This is a genomic window from Pseudomonas sp. PGPR N4 (genome assembly GCF_059693665.1).
Genome location: NZ_JCAUKV010000001.1, coordinates 1,454,198 through 1,477,853 on the forward strand (window position 1 = coordinate 1,454,198; position 23,656 = coordinate 1,477,853).

Below are 23,656 nucleotides of genomic sequence, written 5' to 3' on the forward strand. Positions count from 1 at the left end.
AGATCAAGGCTACTGCGCGGCGCTGATACGCCAGATACCAAACGGCTGATAGCTCGGGTCGATGCGCATCCACTGGGTCTTGCCGTGCCAGGTCCAGCGGTGGCCGTTCATCAAGTCCTCGCCGTAGGTGTCGGCGTTGTCATCCAGGCCCAGTTCCCACAGTGGTAGTTCAAAGTTCGCCTCCTGGACATTGTCCGGGTCCAGGTTGATCGCGATCAGAATGTAGTTTTCGCGGTCGGCGGTGCGCTTGGCGAAGTACAGGATGTTGTCGTTCCAGCAGTTGAAGAACGCCACGCCCAGGTGCGTCTGCAAGGCCGGGTTTTGCCGGCGGATGCGGTTGAGCTGGGCGATCTCGGCAATGATGTTGCCGGGTGCGGTGAAGTCGCGTGGGCGGATCTCGTACTTCTCCGAATCGAGGTATTCCTCCTTGCCCGGAATCGCCGCCGCTTCGCACAGTTCAAAGCCTGAGTACATGCCCCAAAGCCCTGAGCCCATGGTCGCCAGCGCGGCGCGAATCAGAAAGCCGGCACGGCCCGAGCGCTGCAGGAAGAATGGGTTGATGTCCGGCGTGTTGACGAAGAAATTCGGCCGGTAGCAGTGGCTCCATGGCGGCTGGTTCAGTGTCTCGAAGTACTCCTGCAGCTCCTGCTTGCTGTTGCGCCAGGTGAAGTAGGTGTAGCTCTGCGCATAGCCGACCTTGCCCAACCGGGCCATCATCGCTGGTTTGGTGAAGGCCTCGGCAAGAAACAATACGTCAGGGTACTGGCTACGCACATTGGCGATCAGCCATTGCCAGAACGGCAGCGGTTTGGTGTGCGGGTTGTCGACGCGGAAGGTCTTGACCCCCTCCTCGACCCAGCCGATGACCACATCGCGCAGCGCCAGCCACAGCGAGGGCACGGCGTCGGCGGCATAAAAGTCGACGTTGACGATGTCCTGGTATTTCTTCGGTGGGTTTTCCGCATAGCGGATGGTGCCGTCCGGGCGCCAGCTGAACCAACCGGGGTGCTCGACCAGCCAGGGGTGGTCTTGTGAGCACTGAATGGCGAAGTCGAGGGCGATTTCCAGGCCGTGCTCGGCGGCTGCAGCCACCAGCCGGCGGAAGTCTTCGCGGCTGCCCAGCTGCGGGTGAATGGCGTCATGACCGCCATCGGCACTACCGATCGCATACGGGCTGCCCGGGTCATCAGGGCCGGCCTGCAGTGAGTTGTTGGGGCCTTTGCGGTGGCTGCGGCCAATCGGGTGAATCGGCGGGAAGTACAGCACATCAAAGCCCATGTCACGGATCATCGGCAGGCGCGCATGGACGTCGTTGAAAGTGCCGTGGCGCGCCGGATCATCGGTGATCGAGCGCGGGAACAGCTCATACCAACTGGCGAACTGCGCCGCCGGGCGATCGACGTCCAGAGGGAATTCGATACTGCGGGTCAGGTAGCTGCGGTGCTCGGCCTCGGCCATCAGGCGCGCCGCATCTTCGCCGAGCAGCAATGCAACCTGGGCTTGCTCATCGAGCTCGGCCAGACGCGATTGCAGCGTCAGAATCTGCTCGCGCAAGGCGCCGTCCGTGCGCTCGGCGCCCTTGCCCAACAGCAGGCGGCCCTCCTCCAACTCCAGCTTGATCTCGACCGCAGCGTTGAATTTCTTTTCCAGGTCGTAGCAGTAGGTGGCGTACGGATCGATCCAGGCTTCGATGATGAACAGGTGCAGGCCCAATCCAGTCGGGGTGAATTGCCCAAGCCACAGATCATTGCCGGCGTCCTCCATCGGCACACTGTGCCACTCGCGGCTGCGCGCTTCACGCCAGTGCAGCAGCACCATCAGCCGATCATGGCCGTCGCTGTAGACTTTGCTGCTGACCGTCACCGGCTGGCCGCTGATGGCCTTGGCGGCAAAGGTGCCGCCGTCGAGTACCGGTGCGGTGTCTTCAATGACCAGACGCGGCGCCAGCAACGCCTGGGCCAGGCTGATCGCCTGATCCGGGTGGTCATTGGCCATGGGCACGCTTTCGAAGGGCTCGTTGCGAGACATCGGACCTTGCTCCCTGTGGGCTTGAGGCGGTAAGGGTTCAGAGCCGTCGAACGCGTGGGGGGTTCAAAAAAAAATGAGCAAATGGCGCAGGCGTGGTTCAAAGCCTTTGCATCCCTCATTTACCCAGCGAGGTCAGGCCATGAACATTCCAATCCCGGCGGAGACACCCGATCCGAACATCGACGATCCAAGCTTGCCGCCGCCGGTGCCGCAGGATGATCCGGATGAGTTGCCGATCAAGCCGACCATGCCGCCTACGGTGGGCGATCCGCCGAGTGAGGAACCGCCGGTCAAGGTTTGAGCATAGTCAACAGGCGCGCTGAGCCTGTTTATGTTTGTTGTGGTGTGATATCCCGAGGGCCGCTTTGCGGCCCTTTTTGATGGCTCAGACGCTTGGAAAGCCTCCACAGGCAGACTAACGTTTACGTAAAGGTGATGCCGTGATTGACAGCCCTTGGCCGCAGGTTTACGTTAACGTCAACCCGCACCACACCGTGTAGGAGCGGCCTTTTGTCGCGAAAGGGCTGCGTAGCGGCCCCAGATTGCAGCCTCGCCGCCGAGATTGCTGGGCCCGCTTTGCGGGCCTTTCGCGACACAAGGCCGCTCCTGCACAGGGCGTGATGGTTTCAAGAACAATAAAGGTACCCAAGCATGCATTACCCCAGCCTGAACTTCGCCCTCGGCGAGACCATCGACATGCTTCGCGACCAGGTCCGCGCCTTCGTCGCTGCCGAACTGGCCCCGCGCGCGGCACAGATCGACCAGGACAACCTGTTCCCTGCCGACATGTGGCGCAAGTTCGGCGACATGGGCCTGCTCGGTATCACCGTGCCGGAAGAATACGGCGGCGCCGGCCTGGGCTATCTGGCCCACGTCGTGGCGATGGAAGAAATCAGCCGTGGCTCGGCCTCGGTGGCCCTCTCCTACGGCGCCCACTCCAACCTCTGCGTCAACCAGATCAACCGCAACGGCAGCCACGCGCAAAAGCTCAAGTACCTGCCCAAGCTGCTCAGCGGCGAGCATGTCGGTGCCTTGGCGATGAGTGAGCCGAATGCCGGTTCCGACGTGGTGTCGATGAAGCTGCGCGCCGAACAGCGCGGCGATCACTACGTACTCAACGGCAGCAAGACCTGGATCACCAACGGCCCGGATGCCAACACCTACGTGATCTACGCCAAGACCGACCTGGACAAGGGTGCCCATGGCATCAGCGCGTTCATCGTCGAGCGCGACTGGAAGGGCTTCTCGCGCAGCAGCAAGTTCGACAAGCTGGGCATGCGCGGCTCCAACACCTGCGAGCTGTTCTTCGACAACGTCGAAGTGCCGGCGGAGAACATCCTCGGCCAGCTCAATGGCGGCGTGCGCGTGTTGATGAGCGGCCTCGACTACGAGCGCGTAGTGCTCTCCGGCGGCCCGACCGGGATCATGCAGGCCTGCATGGACCTGGTGGTGCCGTACATCCATGACCGCAAGCAGTTCGGCCAGAGCATCGGCGAGTTCCAGCTGATCCAGGGCAAGATCGCCGACATGTACACCCAACTCAATGCCAGCCGGGCGTATCTATATGCTGTGGCGCAGGCCTGCGACCGTGGCGAGACCACGCGCAAGGACGCCGCCGGGGTGATCCTCTACAGCGCCGAGCGCGCCACGCAGATGGCGCTGGAGGCGATCCAGATTCTGGGCGGCAACGGCTATATCAACGAGTTCCCGGCAGGCCGCCTGCTGCGCGATGCCAAGCTCTATGAAATCGGCGCCGGCACCAGCGAGATCCGCCGGATGTTGATCGGCCGCGAACTGTTCAACGAAACCCGCTGAGCACAAGGACCCGCGCCCATGGCTATTCTGCACACCCAGATCAACCCGCGCTCTGCCGAGTTTGCCGACAACAGCGCGGCCATGCTCGAACAGATTCAGGCGCTGCGCAGCCTGCTCGCCCAGATCAGCCAGGGCGGCGGCGCCAAGGCCCAGGAGCGGCACACCGCGCGGGGCAAGCTGTTGCCGCGCGAGCGTATCGACCGCCTGCTCGACGCTGGCTCAGCGTTTCTTGAAATCGGCCAATTGGCCGCTTACGAGGTGTACGGCGAAGACGTGCCCGCCGCTGGCGTGATCGCCGGCATCGGTCGGGTCGAGGGCGTCGAGTGCATGATCGTGGCCAACGATGCCACGGTCAAAGGCGGCTCGTATTACCCGCTGACGGTGAAAAAACACCTGCGCGCGCAGACCATCGCCCTGCAGAACCGCCTGCCGTGCATCTACCTGGTCGACTCCGGCGGCGCCAACCTGCCGCGCCAGGATGAGGTGTTCCCGGACCGCGAACACTTCGGTCGGATCTTCTTCAACCAAGCCAACATGAGCGCCCTGGGCATCCCCCAGATCGCCGTAGTGATGGGCTCGTGCACCGCCGGCGGCGCCTACGTGCCGGCGATGGCTGACGAGGCGATCATGGTCCGCCAGCAGGCGACGATCTTTCTCGCCGGGCCGCCGCTGGTCAAAGCCGCCACCGGCGAAGTAGTGACCGCAGAGGAACTGGGCGGCGCCGACGTGCACTGCCGCATCAGTGGCGTTGCCGACCACTACGCCGACAACGACGAACACGCCCTGGCCCTGGCCCGGCGCAGCGTGGCCAACCTCAACTGGCACAAGCTCGGCCGTCTGCAATGCCGCGCACCGGTTGCGCCGTTGTACAGCGCAGACGAGCTGTATGGCGTGGTGCCGGCCGACGCCAAGCAACCGTTCGATGTGCGCGAGGTAATTGCGCGGCTGGTCGACGGCTCGGTCTTCGATGAATTCAAGGCGCTGTTCGGCACCACCCTGGTGTGCGGCTTCGCCCACCTGCACGGCTACCCGGTGGCGATCCTGGGCAACAACGGCATCTTGTTTGCCGAGGCCGCGCAAAAAGGCGCGCACTTCATCGAACTGGCCTGTCAGCGCGGCATCCCGCTGCTGTTTCTGCAGAACATCACCGGCTTTATGGTCGGCAAGAAGTACGAAGAAGGCGGCATCGCCAAGCACGGCGCCAAGCTGGTGACGGCGGTGGCCTGCGCCCAGGTGCCGAAATTCACCGTGATCATCGGCGGCAGCTTTGGCGCTGGCAACTACGGTATGTGCGGCCGCGCCTATGACCCGCGCATGCTGTGGATGTGGCCCAACGCACGGATTGGCGTGATGGGCGCCGAACAGGCGGCCGGGGTGTTGGTCCAGGTCAAGCGCGAGCAGAGCGAACGCGCCGGCGCGCTGTTCAGCAGTGCCGACGAAGCCGCGCTCAAGCAGCCGATTCTTGACCAGTACGAGCGCCAGAGCCACCCCTACTATTCCAGCGCGCGGCTGTGGGACGACGGCGTCATCGACCCAGCGCAAACCCGAGATGTCCTGGGCCTGGCGTTGTCTGCCGCACTCAATGCACCGATCGAACAGAGCCGTTTCGGCATCTTCCGGATGTGACCCAATGAGCGACTACAGCACCCTTGAACTGATCAAGGACCCACGCGGCTTCGCCACCCTGTGGCTGAACCGGGCCGACAAGAACAACGCCTTCAACGCGCAGATGATCCGCGAACTGATCGTCGCCGTTGACCGCCTCGGCGCCGACCCAAGCTTGCGCTTCGTGCTGCTGCGCGGCCGAGGCCGGCACTTCAGCGCCGGCGCCGACCTGGCCTGGATGCAGCAATCGGCGCAGCTCGACTTCAATACCAATCTGGACGACGCCCACCAACTGGGCGACCTGATGTACAACCTGTACAACCTCAAGCTGCCTACCCTGGCCGTGGTGCAAGGTGCCGCTTTTGGTGGCGCCCTGGGTCTGATCAGTTGCTGCGACATGGCCATCGGCAGTGAGGATGCGCAGTTCTGCCTGTCGGAAGTGCGCATCGGCCTGGCACCGGCGGTGATCAGCCCATTCGTGGTCAAGGCCATCGGCGAGCGTGCCACTCGCCGTTATGCGCTGACAGCCGAACGCTTCAGTGGCGTGCGAGCGCAGCAGCTGGGCTTGCTGGCTGAAGCCTACCCAGCGGAACAACTCGATCAGCAGGTCGAGGCCTGGGTCGACAATCTGCTGCTCAACAGCCCGCAGGCACTGCGCGCCAGCAAGGACCTGCTGCGTGAGGTGGGCCACGGCGAGCTGACTCCGGCAGTACGCCGTTATTGTGAAAACAGCATTGCCCGCATCCGCGTCAGCGCCGAGGGCCAGGAGGGCCTGCGCGCCTTCCTCGACAAGCGCCGCCCCGACTGGCAACCCACCGACAAGGAAGCACGCCCATGAGCCACGCCACCCTGACTACCTTGCTGGTTGCCAACCGCGGCGAAATCGCCTGTCGGGTGATGCGCACCGCCAAAGCCATGGGCCTGACCACTGTCGCCGTGCACAGCGCCATCGACCGCGACGCGTTGCACGCCCGCGAGGCCGATATCCGCGTTGATCTGGGGGGCAGCAAGGCTGCCGAGAGCTATCTCGATATCACTAAACTGCTGGCAGCAGCCAAAGCCAGCGGCGCCCAGGCGATCCACCCAGGCTACGGCTTTTTGTCGGAGAACGCCGGCTTTGCCCGAGCCATCGAGCAGGCCGGGCTGATCTTCCTTGGCCCACCGGCCAGCGCCATCGACGCCATGGGCAGCAAGTCGGCGGCCAAGGCGCTGATGGAAGCCGCGGGCGTGCCATTGGTGCCCGGCTACCACGGCGCTGCGCAAGATCTGCAGACCTTCCGCGAAGCCGCCGAGCGCATCGGCTACCCGGTGTTGCTCAAGGCCAGTGCCGGCGGCGGCGGCAAGGGCATGAAGGTCGTGGAAGAGGTCAGCCAGTTGGCCGACGCGCTGGCCTCGGCTCAGCGTGAAGCGCAGGCCTCGTTCGGCAATGCGCAGATGCTGGTGGAGAAGTACCTGCTCAAGCCGCGCCACGTCGAGATCCAGGTGTTTGCCGACCAGCACGGCAACTGCCTGTACCTGAACGAGCGCGACTGCTCGATCCAGCGCCGCCATCAGAAGGTCGTCGAAGAAGCGCCAGCGCCCGGCTTGGCGCCGGAGCTACGCAAAGCCATGGGCGAAGCTGCCGTGCGCGCTGCACAGGCAATTGGCTATGTCGGCGCCGGCACGGTCGAGTTTCTGCTCGATGCCCGCGGCGAGTTCTTCTTCATGGAGATGAATACCCGGCTGCAGGTCGAGCACCCGGTCACCGAGGCGATTACCGGGCTCGATCTGGTCGCCTGGCAGATCCGCGTGGCCCGCGGCGAACCGCTGCCGATCACGCAGGCGCAGGTGCCGCTGCGCGGCCACGCGATTGAAGTGCGGTTGTATGCCGAAGACCCGGCCAACGAGTTTCTGCCAGCCACCGGGCGCCTGGCGCTGTACCGCGAGTCGGCGCCGGGCGAAGGCCGCCGGGTCGACAGCGGCGTCAGTGAAGGGGACCAGGTGTCACCGTTCTATGACCCGATGCTGGGCAAGCTGATTGCCTGGGGTGAAGACCGCGAGCAGGCGCGTCTACGTTTGTTGGCGATGCTCGACGAATTCGCTATTGGCGGAGTCAAGACCAATATCGCCTTCCTGCGGCGGATCCTGGCGCACCCGGCGTTCGCTGCGGCCGAGCTGGATACCGGCTTCATCCCCCGGCATCAGCAGGCATTGCTGCCGGCAGCTGGTGAGCTGCCCGCGCAGTTCTGGGAAGCCGCAGCACAGGCTTGGCTGCAGAGCGAAGCCACGCGGGTTCGTGAAGATGATGCCGACTCACCGTGGGCGGCACGCACTGGCCTGCGCCTGGGCCTGCCTAGCCAGAGCAGCGTCCACCTGCACAGCGGCGGGCAGGCTCAAGCGGTGACGCTGCAGGCCAGCGCGCCGTCGACCCTGCGCCTTGAGGGGGAGCAGTTGTGCCAGTATCTGGACGGCGTGCGCCGGCGCCATCTGGCGATTCGTCGTGGCGCCACCCTGTACCTGCACTGGGACGGCGACATGCATGCCGTCAGCGCCTACGACCCGATTGCCGAAGCCGAGGCCAGCAACAGCCAGCACGGTGGGCTGAGTGCGCCCATGAACGGCAGCATCGTGCGGGTGCTCGTCGCGCCTGGACAGGCGGTCGAGGCCGGCACTGCGCTGGTGGTGCTGGAGGCCATGAAGATGGAGCACAGCATCCGCGCCGCCCAGGCGGGTACGGTCAAAGCGCTGCTGTGCGAAGAAGGTGACATGGTCGCTGAGGGCGCGGTACTGGTCGAGCTGGAGTAACGCCTGTGCGTGCTCCGTGGCCCGCTTTGCGGCGCCACGGAGTACGCCGATCAGAAGATGCCGTGCACGCGCACCACGACACCAAGGAATTCACAGCCCTCTTCGCACACCAGCGTTGGGTAACTGCCATTTAGCGCCTTCAGGTAGCGTTGGCCACCCTCCTCCGTCAGCTGGCGGAAGATCGCCGATTTGCCAGGTTGGCGGGCCACAACCAAACGCCCTGGCTCCACGGCGACGCCACTGTCAACCAGCACCAGCATGCCCTCGGCAACGCTCTTGCCACTGACTGCGCTCATCGCATCGTTTTCAACCGGTAGCCACCAGGCGTTGCCCTTGGCCAGATAGTCGGTCTGCTCGAAGGCAGCAGGTTCGGCTACCACCTCGCTGCCCAGTGCATCCCACGTCAGCAGCGGGTAACGAAAGCACACTATGTATTTGGTCCAGTCTTCATCTTCGACGCTGTCGTCGACGGCATAGCGCACGCGCTCTTCACCGATCTGCCCGGCCACCTGCAACTGCAGGCTGACGTGGTAGTGCGGCATGCCCAGTTCGACGAACACCTTGTTCATCGAATCGACCCGTGGTTGCCGGCGTTTGCACAGCCAGTGGCCAATGCTGCCCTGGGACACGCCAACGCGTTCGGCGAGCAGTTCCTGCGAGATGTCGAGCTCCTCCATCCGGTCACGGATGAGGGCAATCCATTTATCCATATTCATCGCTGGCACGATACGGACTGCCTCTAGGCGCTCAATACACATAAGGTAGTATTTCCTTGAAAGCACACAAATACATTAGGTATTAGAATCAGGCAGAGTCCTTCCCACAGCGCCGTTCCCGGTATCAGGATGAAACCCCATGAAAAAAGACGAAACAGATCTGGACAGTGAAGCTGCGCGCCGCGCGCTCGACTACTACCTCAACCCCACCCCGCCGCGGCCCAACCTGGACAACAAGGTGTGGACCTTGCAGCCCGGGGTTTCCATTGGCGAAGCCCATGACCATGCGCTGGCCCTGCTGCGCTGCGCGGCGGCAACGGCCCATGAAACCGCCACCCACCAGGACGGCATGACCCGCGAGGTGACGCTGGCGCTGATGCATATGGTGAACATGGCAAGGTCACTGCTCGAGCACAAAAAGGCAGTGATGACGGACGACAGATAAGAGAAGAACGTGAACGCCAGGTAACGGCAATGGCCCCGATTGCCGGGACAGGATGAGGAGTGCAGGTAATTTTTTTACCGATTTCAACAAATATCGTTTGACTGGCAAATGATAACGATTATTATTGCACTCAGCAGGTCGCGAGACCCGCTGGATAACCTGGAGACCTTAGGTCGGACTCTCAGATTATCTCCTCATCAGGCTAATCACGGTTTTTGACCCGGCTTTTTGCCGGGTCTTTTTTTTGGTCTTCAGGCTAATGAAGATGGGTACCGCTTTATGGCCGCGATCATAGCAAAAGTGTTTCCACAGGTGAATGGATGTAACAGCCTTTTACGCAAACAGCACTTGAGAATCAATCTCGTTACGATTAAGCTGTTCGCGCGTCAGGGAAGATGCCCCCACCCCTACACCTGAGCAAGGAGCCACCCATGACCCGCCTGCTGCCCCTTGAACAGCACCTGCACAGCCAAACTGATGAAGACGCCTTGCTGCACCGTCTGCGCCGTCTACCGCGGCGGGTGCAACAAGTATTTCTGCTCAGCCGCCTCGAACAACTGCCGTTCGCCGCCATCGCCGAGCGCCTCGATCTCAGCGTACACGCCGTCGAACGCCACATGCATCAAGCGTTGCAGGGCACTCAGGCTCGGTCTGACAGCTTTGCCAGCGCCGCCGGCCATTGGTATGTGCGCCTGCAAAACCCACAGGTCAGTGCCAGCGAGCGGATCGACTTCCGCCGCTGGCTGGACGCCGCCGACGAGCACTTGCAGGCCTTCCACCAGACCGAACTGCACTGGCGCCGCCTGCTCGCCCCGGCACGTCAACTGGGGCAAGACGGTTGGTACCGGCATGGTCAGGCAGCGCTGTCACTGGGCGGTTGCTCGATCGCGGCCGGCCTGGGCCTGGCCGCCCTGCTGGCAATGGCGTACTGGGCGTGAGTAAACCCAGCCCTTGAGCCAAGCGCGGCCTGGCTGCGTTGCCGAGCAATGCCGACACTCAATGAAACACCCCCCTGCCAACCGGCAACACATTTGCAGTCCCAGCCGGCGCTGCGAGCGGTGTAGAGTAACCGTCACAAAAAAAGCCACAGGAGCCTGGCAATGACCGTGACGTCGCCCGCTGTAACCATCGACTGCGCTTTCGATTCCGGCAATATTCAGGTGCTCGACGCCAGCAATCCAGAGCAGGTGCATCTGGCCATTCGCCCGGACAGCCACAGTGACCACTTCCAGTGGTTTCACTTCAAGGTAGATGGCCTGACGCCTGGCCACACTCACCGGTTCAGCCTCGACAACGCCAGCCAGTCTTCCTATCCCAATGCCTGGAGCGGTTATCAGGCCGTGGCCTCGTATGATCAGCAGGTGTGGTTCCGCGTCCCCAGTCGCTTCGACGGCGAGGCCCTGCACTTTGAGTTGCAGGCCACCCAGCCGCAGGCCTGGTTCGCCTACTTCGAGCCCTACTCGCGTGCCCGCCACAATCAATTGATCGACCGCGCCCAGCAGTTGCCGGGAGTCGAGTTGCTGGCCCATGGACGCAGCGTGCAGGGCCGTGATATCCCCCTGTTGCGCGCTGGTGACGGTGCGCCCGGCAAGCGCAAGCTCTGGCTGATCGCCCAGCAGCACCCGGGCGAGCACATGGCCGAGTGGTTCATGGAGGGCGTGATCGAACGCCTCGAAGCCAACGATACGCAGATTCAGGCATTGCTCGCTCAAGCCGACCTGTACCTGATCCCGAACATGAACCCGGACGGCGCCTTCCTCGGCCATCTGCGTACCAACTTCAAGGGCCAGGATCTGAACCGTGCCTGGCAGTCAGCCAGTGTCGACACCAGCCCCGAGGTGCTGTTTGCCCAGGCACAGATGAAGCAATACGGCGTCGATGCATTTATCGACGTGCACGGTGACGAAGAGATCCCCCACGTGTTCACCGCCGCCTGCGAAGGCAACCCAGGCTACACCCCGCGCCTGGCGAAACTCGAGGAGCAGTTCCGCAGCACCTTGTGCAGCATCACCGCAGACTTTCAGACCACCCACGGCTATACCCGCGACCAGCCTGCTCAGGCCAACATGACCCTGGCCTGCAACGCTGTCGGGCAACAGTACGACTGCCTGTCGCTGACCCTGGAGATGCCCTTCAAGGACCACGACGACGCGCCCAATGTGCAGACGGGCTGGTCTGGACAGCGCTCAAAGGACTTGGCCGGTGCGGTACTGGAGACATTGGCGAAAATCGCCCGTGATCTACGCTAGCTAGAACTGCACATCCAGAATCACGCTGTCGCTGTAGGTCGCAGCCGGCGGCGTCGACTGATCGCTGTAGACCCGCGCGTTGTAGTTGAAAATCTGGCTACCGGTGCCAGTGCCTGCGCCCGGGTTGACGTTGGCATCGGTACTGGCACGCCTAGCTGTATTCAGCGAGCCCCAGCGCTCGCTGCCGGCGCTCTTGAAAATGTCATAGGCCAGATAGTTATTGGCCGGTGATTTCATCCGTCGACGGCCGCCAGCCGGATTTACCCCATCATCCAGGCCAACGGTGTAGTTGCTGCCCTTGGTGCAGGAGATGTTGATGCTTTGATTGACCGTGGTAAACGCACTGACCACCGGCGCACTGTTGAAGACAATGTTCGGGGTGGTGATCTGGCAGTCATTGCTTACCGTCAGGCTGACGTTGAGGGTGCGGCTGCCATTGCCTCTATCGCGGCCCAGGCAAATCGTGCCGGCACTGATGCCAGAGCAGTAGTCCCAGACCCAGGCGATGGTCAGGGTTTCCTGGTACAGGCCCGCAGCAACGTTGGCACCCAGGTTGGTCTTCACATACAGCGGCACGGTCTTGGGTGTGGTGCCATTGAGCAGGCCAAGCAGGTCGAGGATGCCATTGCGGGCGAAGTCGAACGCCACGCCACGGGTGATCGGAAAGCTCGTGCTGTTGTTGGCATACAAGGTGTAAGGGATCACATCACCGGTTGGCCCAACCAGCCCGCTGGTGCTGGAGGTGATGGTTGCGTAGAAGTGATCGCCCGAACTCAGCAGACTGAGCAAAGAGCCGGTGCACTGCAAACCGGCATTGGTGCTCGAGGCGCTTTGCACAGTGCCGCGCACCAGGGTCGAATTGACCGTGCCGAAGCTCGCCGGCAGGGTATCGATCACATTGCACAGGCCCCAGGCCGGCGCCGCCATCACCGTCGCGAGCAGCGCCACTGCCCCTGCAAAGCGGCTCATTGACACACCAGCGGGCCAATCAACGGCACCGGCCCCTGCCCTTCCGGCAGATCAAAGGCCACCTGGCACTGGCCGCCCTCGGCCAGCTCGACCTGCAGGGTGTTGTGCGCCGAGAGGTTCTCCAGATACACCAGGCCGTCCCAGCCGACCACTGCCAGGCTGCCGCTCTGCTGATGGGTCACCCGGCTACCCAGCTTGAGGTTGTTCTGCTGCGCGTCGACCAGCACGATGCTCGCCGCCAGCACCCGCTTAAGCGGGAACTCCAGCAAGTAGCCGCTACCCCGGCGCACGGCGACCCGCTGCTCGACCTGCGGTGCCAGCACATCGGCCGACAGCTCCATTGGATCGATCTCATACTTGCCGCGGTAGTAACCGCTGCTGTAAGGCACCAACAAGTGGCCATTGCGGTCAGTGCGGCCGACCAGTTGATTCTCGTAGCGCACCGGGACATCGGCGTAACCGTCGGTGCTGACAACTACAAAGGCATCGTCAATCCGGTTGGCGGCAAACAGGCCGGCGTCCATCCATACCAGCGAACCGCTGGCGTCGGCCCAGCGGGTCATGGCGTCACTACTGCCATAGGTGCCAGCCTGCAACTGCACCGACTGCAGGCGCCAGGTCGCGTCAGCCTGGCGATAGGCTTCGCGGTCGCCATCGGCATAACCGAGATTGAAACCGACACCGCCACCCACCGGCACGGCGCGGCTGTAGTTGACCCGCTGCTGGCGGCTGCCATCCTGGCTGCGCTCCATGCTCAGGGCCAGGTTGCCATGCAGGTCGAACGGGATCACCAGCTGCGCCTGCATGGCCCACTGGCTTTCGCCGATCTCGCGGTTGGCCGACAGGTACAAGCTGCTATTGCCCCACAACGAGCGGCTCCAGCTAAGGTTGAGCAGACGGGTACGCGAGCCGTCTGCGGCCTGCACATCGAAATAGCCGGCACCGAGGCTGCCATAGCGCTCAAGGTTCAGACTCAGGGTGACCTGTTCACTACGCCTGGACAGCTGCGTGTAGGGCGTGTCGACCCGCGACAGGTCGGCGTAGTCGCCATGGCGCTGCAGGCGCTGGTAACTGAAACCGAGGCGCTGGCTGTTGTATTGATACCCCAGCGCAACCTGCTGGCCCTGCTCGCCGTCGAAACGGCTTTGCGCCAACGCCGCATTGAGCACGCCAAAATTGCCCAGCCGTAGATTGCCACCCAGGCCGCCGAGGGCGAGGGTCTCGGCGGTCTCCAGATGGCCCTCGAGGGTAAAGCTGTCGCTGACACCGTGGCGCAGGCTGGCGCTGGCAACGCCTGTGCCGTAGCCAAAATCACGTACGCCGTAGTCGCGGCGCAGGCTGCCGGCCGCCAGGGAAAAGTCGCTCAGGCCTTTGCCCAGCAGGCTGCTGGTGACGTAGAACGGCAGCGTGGTCGACACCTGGCGGCCGAGGGCGTCGGTGGTCACCACCACCGCTTCGCCGGCACCGTTGATGAACGGCACGTTGGTCAGGGTGTATGGCCCAGGTTGCAGGTCGGTGGTGCTCGCCTTGTAGCCGTTGATGAACAGGTCCAGCGACGTCGGCACCGCCGCCTCGCCGGCAAAGGCCGGCAGCGGGTAGGTGACCAGGTCCGGGCGAGCGGCAAAATCACGCGACAGCTGCAGGCCGCCGAGCCGCACCGAGCTGGTCCAGGGCAAGGCGCCGGTGACCAGGTCACCGGCCTCGATGGTCAGCAGGCGTTGCTCGTCGGTATAGCGCCAGGTCGTGTCGTAGCGCAGAAATCCCTGACGGGTATCGGCCTGCGGTGCGCTGTTGAAGGCCTGGCGCCACTGGCCGGTGGTGCTGAACGTGCCCCAGCTGTCGAACAGACGCAGCTCGTTCCAGGCGGCCAGGTAGGTGCCGCTCTCATCGGTGTCATTCAGGTAGACGTCGTAGTTGAGCAGCGCGCCGAAGCTGCTGCGGGCGTCGCTGGCCGCATACAGGCCGCGCTCGCCAACCCGCTGCAGCGGCAACCAGGCAGCGGGTACCTGCAACAGCAGGCGCTGGTTGGCGCTGTCGTAGTCGGCATGCAGGTCGGCATAGGCATCCAGCGCCACCTCACCCTGAGTAACCCCCGGCAGGCTGATGCCCGCTGCAGTGAGTACCTCACTGGCGATAAACAAGCGCCCGGCGCGTTGCTGCACGGGCACCAGCTCAGCCCTGGGCATTTGGTTCACCAGCAGGTCGAGGTACAGCGTGGCATCGGTGACCGCGCTGCTCTCGCTCGGTGGCGGCGGCAGGCCGTTGGCCAGCGCCAGCTGTGGCCCCAGCAGCAAGCCCAGGCACACCTGATGGGCCATCCACGACAGCCATTTCACACACGGCTTCCAGCCATTGTCGGGTCCTCCGTGGCCCCTGACGTCGATTCATCGAAGTTTCACTTGCCCGGGCTGATGGCCTGGGCCACGTCCTGTCCGTTGACCCGGCCCTTGAGCACACTCGCTGCGGTGGGGACTGCGGGCACTGGCCAACGCATGCTGGCGCCGGGCAGCACATAGCCAAGCAGGCCTTCAACCACCGGCTTGTCCTGGCCGGCCTGCTGCAGCACTACGTCGGTCAGGCGCGCGTGGACCGGGCCGCTGTTGCGCAGCTCGACGAAGGGCTTGCCCTGCACATTGACCGCGCGCCAGCTCAGCTGCGGCTTGCCGACTCCATCGGCACTGCGCTTGCCTTCCGGGTCGGGTTTGCCCCACAGGCCTTCGCCATACACGAACAACGGCACCGAGTAGCGCATCTGCAGGCGGATCGCTGCCGTCGGTGCCTGAGTACTGGCATCGACCGGCAAGGGTGAGGGGATTTCGTCGATGATGATGCGGTAGGCCTGCTCCTGACCGGCTGGCGAGCTGCCGGTACGGGTCAGCCGGATCAGCTGCTTTTGCCCCGGCGCGATATTCGCCACCGGCGGGCTGCCGATAATCTCGCGCTGGGCCTGGAACTGCTCCTCAAAGCCGCCCTGGCGCCAGGCAAATACACGCACCTGCAGGTTGGCCGGCGTAGTGCCGCGGTTTTCCAGCCACAGCGCCCCCGCCTTCTGATCTGCCTCCAGCACCGGGTCAATTGGCCAGATCAGCACCGAGGTTGCCGCCGCCGCTAGCTGACTGGCCAGCAGCAAGCCAACGACTATTGCTTGCGCACACTTCGCGCCTGCCCCCATGCCATTCTCCTTGGTTTGTTGTGTTAATCCCTGCGTTCACCAGGTCACCGTGACCTGCACGACATCGGTATAGGTACCTGCCGGCAATGTCCCCGGCAGCTGCGTGCGACCGTAAACCGGCAGCTTGATCGCCGTCGGGTCGCTGTAGCTGACCGACGTCACCTGGCCGATTGCAAGGCTCTGACTGAAGCCGGCGTCGCGATACAGCTGGTAGGCGAGCAGTTGCGTACCACCGCTGCGCTTCAGGTTGCGGGTCCCGCCGCTGTTGTTCTGGCCACCGTCCAAGGCCATGCTCAATGCCACCCCCGGCGTGCACTGAAAGCTCACCGTGCTGCCACCCAGCGCTGCGCTGACGCTGGCCTTGGACAGGGCTGATTGCGTGCCGAAGTCGAGGCTGCCGTAAGCGCTCACCCCGCCCACCACCAGGCAGCCGGCCACGACCTGCGCGCTGACCTGAAAGGTACTGGTGGTCGCTGCATCCAACGGCAACGCCAGCACCAGGCCCAGCCCCGCCGTGGTTGCGCGAACCCAGCGATTCATGGCTCAGAACGTCAGCTCGACGGCAACCGTGTCGGTGTAGGTGCCCGCCGGCAGGCCAGCCTTGCCCTTGGCCTGGCCGTACAGGTTGACGGTCTGGGCAGCGCCGGTACTGGTCGGCACGGCGATGCTGCCGTCGATGGCCAGCGGCACGGTGTGTCCGGCATCGGTATAGAAGTCATACGGCACGAAGTTGCCATTGCCGTCGGCCAGCGCCCGCGTGCCTCCCGTCGACAAGCCATCATGAGCGCCGGCGCGCACGCGAATTGACGCCCCGGTACCATTCGAGCAGAGGATGCTCATGGCGCCGCCACCCGGGCCCATGACCTGGGCATTGGCGGTACCGAACAAGGCGTCCTGAGTACCGAAGTTGAGGTTACCGAAGTTGACCCCGGAGGTACCGGCACTGCCGTTGACCTGGCAGGCGGCGATCAGGGTCAGGGTCGAGTTGATGGTCCCGGTCACGGTGGCTGCCTGAGCCTGGGACGCCAGCGCCAGGGCGAGGCCGGCGAGTACTGAGCAGGTGAGGTGTGTGCGCATCGGATTCTCCTTGGGTGTTACCAGTCCAGGGTCACGCTGAGGGTGTCGCGGTAAAGCCCGGCGGGCAGCGCGCGCGGCTGCGCGATGACCACGCCGTAGATCGGAATCGGGATCTGCTGGCTGCTGTTGACGGTGAAGGTGCGCGCCTGGCCTACCGGGTAACGGCTGTTGCCGCTGGGATCGACCGCCAGTTGGTAAGGGATCATCTCGCGACCGTTGCTCAGCCGGCGCACCCCATCGCCACCGTTCTGGCCAGCATTGATGCGCACGCTGAAGGCGCGCACCGACGGCGTGCAACTGATCTGCAGGCCACCATCGCCTGCGATTTCGTCGACCTTGCCCTGCAACGGCTCCTGCCAGCTCGGCCCGCGCGAACCAAAGTCCATGACCCCTGGCGTACCCAGCGTCGCCGGTGGCTGATCGCTGCTGATCTGGCACGCGGCACGGATCACCAGGCGCGCTTCGATAACCCCGGTGGTGCTGCCATGCACGGCGCCTGGCAGCAGCAGCGGGCCCAGGCTCAGGAGCAGAATGCTGGTGCGACTCATGACGTAGCCTCCTTGCTCATGGCGATGCCCCTACCAGGTGACCGTGACTTTCAACAAGTCGGCGTACAGGCCAGGCCGTGGCACCCAGGCCAGGCTGTCGATGCGCGCATACAGCGGCAACTCGACCGAGCCACTGTCTGGAACCCGCGCCGATTGTGCGCTGCCAACACTCAGCGGCTGGCGCCAGCCTGCGTCGCTGTAAAGCCGATAGGGAATGGGCCTGGCTTGCGCATCCGCGCTGGCCAGGAAGCGCAGCTCGCCTACGCCGCCATGCAGACCGCCGTCGACGCGGATTTGATAAGGCGTGTCCGGGTTGCATTCGAGCCGTGGTGGCCGAGGGCTGAGCAGCACGCCTGTCAGCGGCGCAGCGGCGCCGTCAAGGCGTGCTGCGCTGCCCAGGTCGATCTGGCCCAATGCTTGCGCTGCCGCATCGCGGGGTTGGTTGACCAGCATGCAACCACGCTCGACCTGCACCCGCACCTCGACCAGAAAGTCCGCCGCCAGGCTGTTCACGCTCAACAACAGCCCCGACCACATGGCCACTCCGCGTACTTCCACCGCACTATCCCTGTTTCAGGCCCTGTTTCCAGGCTATGACCTTGAGGGTAGCAGCGCAGTCTGATCCCGCCGGGTTTGCCCTACCCTTCATTGGCATTAACAACAATGGCTTAGGTGGCTATTTGCCGCGTTAAAGGCCACCCGTTCGGCACCTTTCACGGCACTGCACGCTATTTTTGTAATCCAACCGGCGAACCCCTGAACTAATCACACCTCAAATGGCCATATGCCGGCAAAGCAGCCGACAATCTGATACTTTTGCAGCAGCAACAGCCTATGCCATGCGCTTTTCGCCGGGCGAGGACAGAATCACCAGGAGTACCGCTTTGACAACTGCCCCCACCGCATTCGACCAGGCTGTCGAGCGCTGCGCCCAGGAGCCTATTCAGGTCCCCGGCAGCATCCAGCCGCAGGGTTTCATGCTGGTACTCGACGAGCAGGACCTGTGCGTGCTGCAAGCCAGCGAGAACGCTGAGCGCTGGCTTGGGTCTGCGGCGCCCGAGCTGCTTGGGCGCACCTTCGCCGATCTGATCAGCGACAGTTTCGACCTGCGTGCACAGATGCAGTATCTGCCGGTCGATGAGGTATTCCCGTTTCATATCGGCGACGTTGAACTACGCCAGCCCAGCCCAGACTGCAGCCACATGCGCGTGCTGGTGCATCGTCACGACCAGGTCCTGATCACCGAATTCGAACCGATCCGCACGGCCAGCGGCCCGTCCGGGCATGGCGATTACTACCCGCTGGTACGCGCCTTCGTCGGCAGCGTGCACAATGTCAGTTGCATCGTCGAACTGTTGCAGCAGTCGGTCATGCAGATCAAACGCATTACCGGCTTTGGCAGGGTCAAGGCCTACCGCTTCGATGCCGAAGGCAACGGCGAGGTACTTGCCGAGGTCGCCGACCCCGGCTATCCGAGCTATCTGGGCCTGTGCTTCCCGGCCTCCGATATTCCACGCCAGGCCCGCGAGTTGTACCGAGTCAATCGGATTCGGGTCATCGAAGATGCCAACTACATTGCCTCGCCGCTGTACCCCCACAGCAACCCGCGCACCGGCAAGCCGCTGGACATGAGCTATGCGGCGTTGCGCGCGGTATCCCCGGTGCACCTACAGTACATGCGCAACATGGGCACCCTGGCATCGACCTCTTTGTCGATCGTGGTAGACGGCAAGTTGTGGGGGCTGATCTCCTGCCATCACGACCAGCCGCATGCCGTCGACCTGCCCACTCGCACGGCCTGCGAGCTGCTGGCCAGCGTGCTGTCGCTGCAGATCGAATCCCGTGAAGCGCACACCGGCACCCAGACCATGCTCGACATGCGCCAGCGCATCGTGCGCATGCTGGCCTCGATGGCCGACCACGACAGCGTCAGTGCTGGTTTGAAGGCCTTGCCTCAGGTCCTGCTGGACTTTGCCGGTGCCACTGGCGCGGCGATCATCAGTGCCGAGCGCTGCGACCTGATCGGCGTGACGCCGCCCGCTGCGCAGGTCAATGCGCTGGTCCACTGGCTGTCGCAGCAAGACGCCGAGTCGGTGTTCAGCACCGACAACGTGCGCCGCGACATCCAGGACTTACCAGAGCTGGCCAAGCACGTTGGCGGTGTGCTGGCGGTGGCGATTTCGCAGATCCACTCGCACTATCTGGTGTGGTTCCGCCCCGAGCAGGTACGCACGGTCAACTGGGCCGGGCGCCCGGAAAAAGCCATCAGCGCCGCGGGCGACCTCAACCCGCGACACAGCTTCGAGCGCTGGCAGGAAGACGTTGGCGGTTACAGCGAATCTTGGGACCCGCTGATCATCGAAGGCGTGGCCGAACTTCGCATAGCCGTACTGGGGATCGTGCTGCGCAAAGCCGAAGAGCTGGCGCAACTGGCCGGTGAGCTGCGCCAGTCGAACAAGGAACTCGAAGCGTTTTCCTACAGCGTGTCGCACGATCTGCGCGCACCGCTGCGGCACATCGCCGGCTACACCGAACTGCTCACCGAAGTCGAAAGCGAGAACCTCAGCGAACGCGGCCAGCGCTTCCTCAAGCACATCGAAGAAGCCGCGCACTTTGCTGGCACACTTGTCGACAACCTGCTCAATTTCTCTCAGATGGGCCGCTCTGCCCTGCGCATGTCGGATGTCGACCTGAACGCCCTGGTCGACACCATTCGCAACGAGCTGACACCGGATTTTGCCGGCCGTACAATCATCTGGGACGTGGAAAAACTGCCCAAGGTGATCGCCGACCCGGCGTTCATCAACATGGCACTGCATAACCTGATCGCCAACGCGATCAAGTACACCCGAGGCCGCGATCCTGCGCGTATAGAGATCCGCGCCAAGCAACACCCGCACGAGACTGAAATCTATATACGCGACAACGGCGTCGGCTTCGATATGGCCTATGCCAATAAGCTGTTCGGCGTGTTCCAGCGCTTGCACCGCATGGAAGACTTCGAAGGCACCGGCATCGGCCTGGCCAGCGTGCGCCGGATCATCGAACGTCACGACGGCCGTGTATGGGCTGACGGCGAGATCAACCAGGGAGCGTCGTTCCATTTCGCCCTCCCGCGCCATTCATCGAACACCTGAGGTAACGTACATATCATGCTAAAACCGATCTTGTTGGTCGAAGACAACCCCAGGGATCTGGAGTTGACGCTTGTCGCGCTGGAGCGCAGCCAGCTGGCCAACGAAGTCATCGTACTGCGCGATGGCGCCGACGCCCTCGACTACCTGTTGCGCCGCAACGGTTACGCCGACCGCGACGATGGCAACCCGGCCGTACTTCTGCTCGACCTGAAACTGCCCAAGGTGGATGGCCTGGAGGTGCTCAAGGCAGTGCGCGAAACCCCTGAGCTGCGCAGCATCCCGACGGTGATGCTGACCTCCTCGCGGGAAGAACCCGATCTGCTGCGCGCCTATGAGCTCGGGGTCAATGCCTACGTGGTGAAGCCGGTCGAGTTCAAGGAATTTGTCACGGCCATCTCCGATCTGGGGATCTTCTGGGCCGTCCTCAATGAACCGCCGCCTGGCTCGTTGCGGCTGACTCGGCGTGGTAACAATTGAGTCCAACTAGCATGTTGTCAGGCCCGCTCAAGCTACTGATGGTCGAAGACAGTTCGATGGATGCCGAGCTGACCTTATTGCGCCTGGAGCGCAGCGGGCTGCACATCGAGTCGCAACTGGTGTTCGACCATATTGGCGTCGAGCATGCGCTGCACCACGGCCGTTTTGACCTGATCCTGTGCGATTGCGTGTTGCCTGGCTCGTCCGGCACCGAGGTGCTGGCGATTGCTCAGCGGCTGGCGCCAGATGTGCCGTTCATCTTCCTCTCTGGCATTTATGGTGAAGAGCACGCGGTGGAGATGATCCGCCTTGGCGCCACCGACTATGTCCTGAAGAAGAACCTGCCGCTGCTGCCCAAGGCCGTGCGCCGGGCGCTGACCGAAGTGCAGGAGCGCCATCGCCGCCGCCGCGCGGAGGAAGCGCTGGCCGAGCTTGAGGCGCGCGCCCGGTTTGCCATCGATGCTGCGGGCATGGGTACTTGGGACTATCGCCCGCAGGAAGATCTGCTGCTCTGGGATGACCGCTGCAAGACCTTGTTTGGCCTGCCTGTCGACACTCAGATGTCGTTGGATGTGTTCTACGCAGGCATCTATCCCGAAGACGTCGCGCTGGTTCGTGACGCTGTCGAGCAGGTCATGCAGCCCCAGGCAGGCGGTCACTTCCGGGTCGAGTTTCGTATCAATCAGCGTGACGGCCTCGAGCCGCGCTGGTTGCTCTCGAGCGGCCAGACCCAATTCGTCGACGGCCGCTGCGTGCGCTTTTCCGGCGTATTGCAGGACATTCATGAACAACGTCAGGCGACCACAGCGCTCAAGCAGCTCAACGAGATGCTCGGCGAGCGGGTCGAGCGGCGTACCCGGGAGCGCGATCGCTCATGGGAATTGTCCCAGGACTTGCTGGCGGTACTGAACAGAGACCTGACCCCGGTCGCGCTCAACCCAGCCTGGGAAGTCAGCCTGGGCATCTCGCGTGAACGCCTGAGCCAGACCACCCTGCTGCAGCTGCTACCCGAGCCGGATCAGGAAGCCTTTCTCGCTGAGCTGGCCGCCCTCGGCCAGGGCCGCACCAGTGCCCGCTTTGTAGGGCGGATTCAACATGCCAGCGGCCAACAGCGCTGGTTGTCCTGGGTGATCGTGCCCGAGGACACCCTGCTCTATGTGGTCGCCCGCGATATCACCAGTGAGCGCGAATCGTCGATGGGCCTGGCCGAGGCCAACATGCGCCTGCGCGAGCAGATCGATGAGCGCGAGCGTATCGAAGCTGCGCTGCAGCAGATGCAGCGACTGGAGGCAGTCGGCCAGCTGACTGCCGGGGTCGCGCACGACTTCAACAACTTGCTGACGGTGATTCTGACCGGCGCGAGTTTCCTTGAGCGTGACCTGCAGAAAGAGAATTACGACAAGGCCCGCAGCCGCCTCAAGCACATCCGCGAGGCTGGCGAGCGCGGTGCCAAGTTGACCTCACAGTTGCTGGCATTCTCCCGGCGCCAGCGGCTCGAGCCTGTGCCGCTGAACCTCAACCAGACCCTCACCGGCCTGGAAGAGCTGCTGCGACGCACCTTGGGCGGCAATGTCTCGGTACGCCTGGATCTGGATGCCAGCCTGTGGCAGGCACTGACTGACCCGACCCAGACCGAGATGATCATTCTCAACTTGGCGATCAACGCCCGCGACGCCATGGCCGATGGCGGCCAGCTGATCCTGTCGACGCGCAATACCTTGATCACAGAACGCGCCCAGCGACCGGAAGACCCGGAGCCTGGCGAGTACGTGATGCTGTCGATTCGCGATACCGGCTGCGGCATGAGTGAAGAGGTAGTCGGCAAGGTATTCGAGCCATTCTTCACCACCAAGGACATCGGTAAAGGCTCGGGCCTTGGCCTGGCCCAGGTGTTCGGCTTCGCCAAACAATCGGGCGGCGGCGTGTCTATCGATACTGCGCCGGACCAGGGTACCTTGGTGTCGGTCTACCTGCCTGCGGTCAAGCAGCCTGTAGCCTTCGAACCACCCGCGGCGCCTGCGGCGCCAGCCCTCTCGGCAGAGGGCCGTGATCGCACCGTGCTGTTGGTGGACGATGATCACCTGGTCCGCGACATGATCGGCGAGCTACTGCGCTCGCACGGTTATCAGGTACGCCAGGCGCACGGTGGCGAGCAGGCCCTGTGCTTGCTCGATGAACACGTCGATGTGCTGCTGACAGACTTTGCCATGCCCGAATTCAACGGCGCGCAGCTCGCGTTGGCGGCGCGTGAGCGCTTCCCGCAATTGCCGGTGGTGATTCTCACGGGCTATGCCGAGCTGCAAGGCTTCGAGCTGGGCGACAGTGTGGTCATTCAGAAACCGGTACAGGATCAACTGCTGGCGAAAACCCTGGACGATTTGCTGGGCGCGGTCTGAGCACCGCGCTCGGCCGTTGCTCAGCAACTGCAATACGGATGGGTAGCGTTGGTGGATTGCGCGGGAATAGAGAGAGGGTAAAGCGAGGAAGATAATGGCAGGGGCGGCTGGATTCGAACCAACGCATGGCAGGATCAAAACCTGCTGCCTTACCGCTTGGCGACGCCCCTGTATCTGATGCAACGAGTGCGATGCACTGTCGCTCTGACAATTCCCGTGGCTGACAACATGAGTTGTT

Annotated in this window: 20 protein-coding genes and 1 tRNA gene; 11 read left to right on the plus strand and 10 right to left on the minus strand. The window is 63.4% G+C overall.

All coding sequences use genetic code 11. The features are described 5' to 3' along the window. Positions 1–9 precede the first annotated feature (9 nt). A complete protein-coding gene (locus AC58X1_RS06535) occupies positions 10–2,028 on the minus strand; it encodes an alpha-1,4-glucan--maltose-1-phosphate maltosyltransferase (protein ID WP_497428549.1) in 2,019 nt (672 codons plus the stop codon). Positions 2,029–2,167: 139 nt separating this feature from the next. On the opposite strand from AC58X1_RS06535, the gene AC58X1_RS06540 reads away from it, so the two are divergent. The 5 genes from AC58X1_RS06540 to AC58X1_RS06560 all read left to right on the plus strand — a co-directional run bounded on the left by AC58X1_RS06540 (position 2,168) and on the right by AC58X1_RS06560 (position 8,232). Next, positions 2,168–2,329, plus strand: coding sequence for a hypothetical protein (locus AC58X1_RS06540; protein WP_181003808.1), 162 nt, complete (start codon positions 2,168–2,170; stop codon positions 2,327–2,329). Positions 2,330–2,679: 350 nt separating this feature from the next. Continuing rightward, entirely contained in the window at positions 2,680–3,843 is a 1,164-nt protein-coding gene (locus AC58X1_RS06545; protein WP_101320936.1) for an isovaleryl-CoA dehydrogenase, read from the plus strand. Between the two features lie 18 nt (positions 3,844–3,861). Further along, positions 3,862–5,469: a carboxyl transferase domain-containing protein gene (locus AC58X1_RS06550; protein ID WP_181087559.1), complete on the plus strand. Its 1,608-nt coding sequence runs from the start codon at positions 3,862–3,864 to the stop codon at positions 5,467–5,469. Between the two features lie 4 nt (positions 5,470–5,473). Then, the gene (locus AC58X1_RS06555) at positions 5,474–6,286 is read left to right on the plus strand and encodes a gamma-carboxygeranoyl-CoA hydratase (protein WP_497428550.1); all 813 of its coding nucleotides are present in this window, start codon (positions 5,474–5,476) and stop codon (positions 6,284–6,286) included. Beyond that, the gene (locus AC58X1_RS06560) at positions 6,283–8,232 is read left to right on the plus strand and encodes an acetyl/propionyl/methylcrotonyl-CoA carboxylase subunit alpha (RefSeq protein ID WP_497428551.1); all 1,950 of its coding nucleotides are present in this window, start codon (positions 6,283–6,285) and stop codon (positions 8,230–8,232) included. Before AC58X1_RS06555 ends, AC58X1_RS06560 begins: the two co-directional genes overlap by 4 nt. Before the next feature lie 50 nt (positions 8,233–8,282). On the opposite strand, the gene AC58X1_RS06565 is transcribed toward AC58X1_RS06560, so the two are convergent. Further along, on the minus strand, positions 8,283–8,990 hold the full coding sequence (locus AC58X1_RS06565) for a LexA family transcriptional regulator (protein ID WP_259072536.1): 708 nt from the start codon (positions 8,988–8,990) through the stop codon (positions 8,283–8,285). A 97-nt stretch (positions 8,991–9,087) separates the two neighbouring features. On the opposite strand from AC58X1_RS06565, the gene AC58X1_RS06570 reads away from it, so the two are divergent. From AC58X1_RS06570 to AC58X1_RS06580, 3 genes are all read left to right on the plus strand, one after another. After that, on the plus strand, positions 9,088–9,393 hold the full coding sequence (locus AC58X1_RS06570) for a DUF6124 family protein (protein WP_101320948.1): 306 nt from the start codon (positions 9,088–9,090) through the stop codon (positions 9,391–9,393). A 431-nt stretch (positions 9,394–9,824) separates the two neighbouring features. Continuing rightward, complete coding sequence (locus AC58X1_RS06575; RefSeq protein ID WP_497428552.1) at positions 9,825–10,331, plus strand: FecR/PupR family sigma factor regulator; 507 nt, start codon at positions 9,825–9,827, stop codon at positions 10,329–10,331. Positions 10,332–10,493: 162 nt separating this feature from the next. Next, positions 10,494–11,642: a M14 family metallopeptidase gene (locus AC58X1_RS06580; protein ID WP_497428553.1), complete on the plus strand. Its 1,149-nt coding sequence runs from the start codon at positions 10,494–10,496 to the stop codon at positions 11,640–11,642. Here AC58X1_RS06580 and AC58X1_RS06585 read toward each other — a convergent pair whose 3' ends face one another. The 7 genes from AC58X1_RS06585 to AC58X1_RS06615 all read right to left on the minus strand — a co-directional run bounded on the left by AC58X1_RS06585 (position 11,643) and on the right by AC58X1_RS06615 (position 17,945). Further along, positions 11,643–12,569, minus strand: a complete 927-nt coding sequence (locus AC58X1_RS06585; RefSeq protein WP_497428773.1) for a Csu type fimbrial protein — start codon at positions 12,567–12,569, stop codon at positions 11,643–11,645. A gap of 38 nt (positions 12,570–12,607) precedes the next feature. After that, positions 12,608–14,929, minus strand: a complete 2,322-nt coding sequence (locus tag AC58X1_RS06590) for a fimbria/pilus outer membrane usher protein (RefSeq protein WP_497428774.1) — start codon at positions 14,927–14,929, stop codon at positions 12,608–12,610. Between the two features lie 77 nt (positions 14,930–15,006). Further along, positions 15,007–15,783: a fimbrial biogenesis chaperone gene (locus AC58X1_RS06595; protein WP_497428554.1), complete on the minus strand. Its 777-nt coding sequence runs from the start codon at positions 15,781–15,783 to the stop codon at positions 15,007–15,009. Positions 15,784–15,819: 36 nt separating this feature from the next. Continuing rightward, the gene (locus AC58X1_RS06600; RefSeq protein WP_150569860.1) at positions 15,820–16,323 is read right to left on the minus strand and encodes a Csu type fimbrial protein; all 504 of its coding nucleotides are present in this window, start codon (positions 16,321–16,323) and stop codon (positions 15,820–15,822) included. 3 nt (positions 16,324–16,326) lie between these two features. Further along, positions 16,327–16,860 carry a Csu type fimbrial protein gene (locus AC58X1_RS06605; protein WP_103437931.1) on the minus strand — a complete coding sequence of 178 codons (534 nt, stop codon included), beginning with the start codon at positions 16,858–16,860 and terminating at the stop codon, positions 16,327–16,329. 17 nt (positions 16,861–16,877) lie between these two features. Then, positions 16,878–17,408: a Csu type fimbrial protein gene (locus AC58X1_RS06610; protein ID WP_101320964.1), complete on the minus strand. Its 531-nt coding sequence runs from the start codon at positions 17,406–17,408 to the stop codon at positions 16,878–16,880. Between the two features lie 30 nt (positions 17,409–17,438). Beyond that, positions 17,439–17,945, minus strand: coding sequence for a Csu type fimbrial protein (locus tag AC58X1_RS06615; RefSeq protein ID WP_188036386.1), 507 nt, complete (start codon positions 17,943–17,945; stop codon positions 17,439–17,441). A 347-nt stretch (positions 17,946–18,292) separates the two neighbouring features. Between AC58X1_RS06615 and AC58X1_RS06620 the strand changes: the two genes are divergently transcribed. The 3 genes from AC58X1_RS06620 to AC58X1_RS06630 are packed head-to-tail and all read left to right on the plus strand — an operon-like array spanning position 18,293 to position 23,418. Continuing rightward, on the plus strand, positions 18,293–20,545 hold the full coding sequence (locus AC58X1_RS06620) for an ATP-binding protein (protein ID WP_401182481.1): 2,253 nt from the start codon (positions 18,293–18,295) through the stop codon (positions 20,543–20,545). Positions 20,546–20,560: 15 nt separating this feature from the next. After that, positions 20,561–21,022 (plus strand): response regulator, encoded by a 462-nt coding sequence (locus AC58X1_RS06625; RefSeq protein WP_101320970.1) that lies wholly within the window; start codon positions 20,561–20,563, stop codon positions 21,020–21,022. Between the two features lie 11 nt (positions 21,023–21,033). Further along, the gene (locus tag AC58X1_RS06630; protein WP_497428555.1) at positions 21,034–23,418 is read left to right on the plus strand and encodes a hybrid sensor histidine kinase/response regulator; all 2,385 of its coding nucleotides are present in this window, start codon (positions 21,034–21,036) and stop codon (positions 23,416–23,418) included. Positions 23,419–23,513: 95 nt separating this feature from the next. On the opposite strand, the gene AC58X1_RS06635 is transcribed toward AC58X1_RS06630, so the two are convergent. Further along, positions 23,514–23,588, minus strand: a tRNA-Gln gene (locus AC58X1_RS06635). Positions 23,589–23,656 lie beyond the last annotated feature (68 nt).